Raw genomic sequence first — 2,865 nt, forward strand, 5'->3', positions numbered from 1 at the left:
ACCGCCCGTCGAATACGAAGCCGACTACCATGCACACCACACCGGTCAGCTGACCGGAGTCAAGTAAACCGGTGTGCACGAAACTCGGGGCGGTTCAGACTGATTAGGGGCTCGCGCCCTTGCGTACGGGGTGTTCTTACGCATCCAGATCGCAGAAAGGCGCGAGTGTGTCCAACGGTAGTACATTGCTGCTCGGTCTCGACGGAATCGTTGTAGATACGGTGAGCCAAGGTGAAGACGGTGCCAGCGTGGTCGTTGTCGGCACTGCCGAGGAATGGGTCGGTAAATGTCCGAAGTGCCGGACCCGATCGTCGCGGTCGAAGGGCTGGGTCACGACTCAGCCGCGCGATATCAAGATCGACCCGGACCGCCCCCAGATTGTGTGGCAGAAGCGTAAGTGGTTGTGTACCAACATGGTGTGCAAGCGCAAGTCGTTCACCGAGGCGACTCCGGCGGTCCCGGCTCGGGCCCGGATGAGGACCCGGGCCAAGTCGGAGATGGCCTGCATGGTGCTCGACGACGATCGGTCGGTGGTCGCGGTCGCTGCTGCCTACGGTTGCACGTGGAACGCCTGTCACGACGCGGTCGCGGCGACCGCCGACCTGGTGCTGGGCACCGAGCCCGGGCCGGTGACTGTGCTGGGAATCGATGAAACTCGCAGGGGCAAAGCGAAATACGAGATATACCCGGAGACCGGGAAACGAGTCTGGATCGATCGGTTCGACACCGGGCTGATCGATATCACCGGTGCGGGCGGTCTGTTGGTCCAGGTCAACGGCCGCTCGGCCAAACCCGTGTCGGACTGGCTGGCCGAACGCGACTCGGCGTGGCGCGAGTCGATCACCCATGTGGCGATCGACATGCCGACCACCTACGCCAAGGCCGCCCGCGACGCGCTGCCGCACGCGGAGCTGATCGTGGACCGCTTCCACCTGGTCAAACGAGCCAACCAGATGGTCGAGGCGGTGCGGCGGCGCATCACCTGGAACTCGTGGGGCCGCCGCGGTCGCAAGGCGGACCCGGAGTGGATCAACCGGCGCCGGCTGCTCGTGCCGCTGAACGGCTCACCGAGGCCCAATGCGAGCGCTTGGTGGCCGCGCTGGACGCCGCCGACCCCTACGGCGACATCCTGGCCGCCTGGGTCGCCAAGGAGCTGCTGCGCGACGTGCTCGCGTGCACCGCGACCGGCGGCCTGCGCTACGATATCGCCGCGGCCTTGTACCGCTTCTACGCCTTCTGTGCCGCCACCTCGGTACCCGGGATCCATGACTTCGCCGTAACCATCGAAACCTGGCAGGTGCCAATGATTTTAGCGATCATTACCGGCCTGTCGAACGGGCGCAGTGAAGGCTACAACTACATCGTCAAACACGTCGGCCGCATCGCATTCGGCTTTCCCAACCCCGACAATCAACGCCGCCGGGTACGGTGGGCCTGCACCCGCCAGTCACGGCGAGTGTCACTCAGGACCAGACAACTATGCCCCGGTTAAGTCGGAAGAGCCACTTTGGGATTTCAAATGGATTTTGGGATATTGCCGCCAGAGGTCAATTCGGGTCTTTTGTATACGGGTCCCGGGTCAGTTCCAATGTTGGCCGCCGCTGCCGCGTGGGACGGTGTGGCCGCAGATTTGGAGCTCATGGCGGCCGCCTACTCGTCGATAACTTCTGGGCTGGCTAGCAGATGGCATGGCCCGTCGTTCGCGGCGATGGCTGCCGCGGCCCAGTCGTATACGACATGGCTCGACACCAGCGCCGTCCGCGCGCGCCAAACCGCAGCCCAAGCCCGGGCCGCGGTGGCCGCCTACGAGGCTGCATTTGCCGCCACCGTGCCGCCGCCGGCCGTCGCGGCCAATCGCAGCTTATTGGCATCCCTGGTGGCAACCAATATTTTCGGGCAGAACACCCAAGCTATCGTGGCTACCGAACTCGATTACGCCGAGATGTGGGAGCAAGACGTCGCGGCCATGTACGGTTACGCCAGTTCTGCTTCGGCAGCATCCGCAGTGACTCCGTTCGGCGAGCCGCCGCAGACCACCAACTTCAGCGGTCTGGTTGCGCAGGCCGCAGCAGTAACCCGCGCCGCCCAGACACCGGCACAGGCATTGCCGGCTCTGCTGTCCTCGGTTCCCCAGTTGCTGCACACCATGGCGGCCTCGGTGGCCGCCGCGCCGGCGTCGGCCGCCCCGCCTTCTCTCGTTGACGTGCTAGCAAATGTGACCATCGGGTCGCTATCGCCGTTCAATTTGTTGTCCGGGCTTCCAGAAGGCGAACTTGTAGGCGTTTTGCTCTACTCGTTAACGCAAACCGGGGTCAACTTTGCGAACGTGGCCAGCAAGTTCGACAAAGTCGTGCTAGGTCTCCCGCCGGGCGTGTTTGGTTCCGGGGGTGTGCTGGCCAGCTCGGCGACACCGGCGCAAGTGTCAGCCAGCATGGGACGCGCGGCTTTGGTCAGTAACATGTCGGTGCCGCACAGTTGGGTGCTGGCGGCCCCGGAAATCAAGCCGGCTGCCGTGTTTGTGCCGGTGTCGGACCCGGCCGCGGCCGTGGCAGCGGTCACTGCCGCCGAAGAAGGAAACCTATTCGGTGGCATGGCGCTCTCCGGCCTGGCCGGACGGGCGATCGTGGGATCTGGCACCGCCACAGCCGGCAAAGGGCGCACCGCAGATGCTGTGGTGGCAGACGATGCGACCATAAACATCATCCTGATAACCGAAGACGACGAATAACCCTTGACCGCACGGTGCAACGGGACAACCTAGACGGAAGGGGTAGAGATGGATTACGGGATGTTGCCGCCGGAAGTCAATTCCGGCCGTATCTACGCCGGCGCCGGGTCCGGATCAATGTCGCGGGCCGCGGCGGC

2 protein-coding genes and 1 pseudogene are annotated in these 2,865 nt (G+C 64.3%); all 3 read left to right on the plus strand.

The window, feature by feature from the left end:
- Window positions 1–167 precede the first annotated feature (167 nt).
- Window positions 168–1,492 (plus strand): annotated as a pseudogene (locus tag AC2VON_RS23355) (ISL3 family transposase).
- Window positions 1,493–1,519: 27 nt separating this feature from the next.
- Window positions 1,520–2,728 (plus strand): PPE family protein, encoded by a 1,209-nt coding sequence (locus tag AC2VON_RS23360; RefSeq protein ID WP_486954980.1) that lies wholly within the window; start codon window positions 1,520–1,522, stop codon window positions 2,726–2,728.
- A gap of 48 nt (window positions 2,729–2,776) precedes the next feature.
- Window positions 2,777–2,865, plus strand: an 89-nt coding sequence (locus AC2VON_RS23365; protein WP_486954981.1) for a PPE domain-containing protein, incomplete at its 3' end; no start/stop codon positions are given.

The organism is Mycobacterium sp. TH-M82 (assembly GCF_057473605.1).

Excerpts from the sequence above, each read along its gene's own strand:
- AC2VON_RS23360 (WP_486954980.1), top strand. The coding sequence starts at position 1,520 with ATGGATTTTGGGATATTGCCGCCAGAGGTCAATTCGGGTCTTTTGTAT.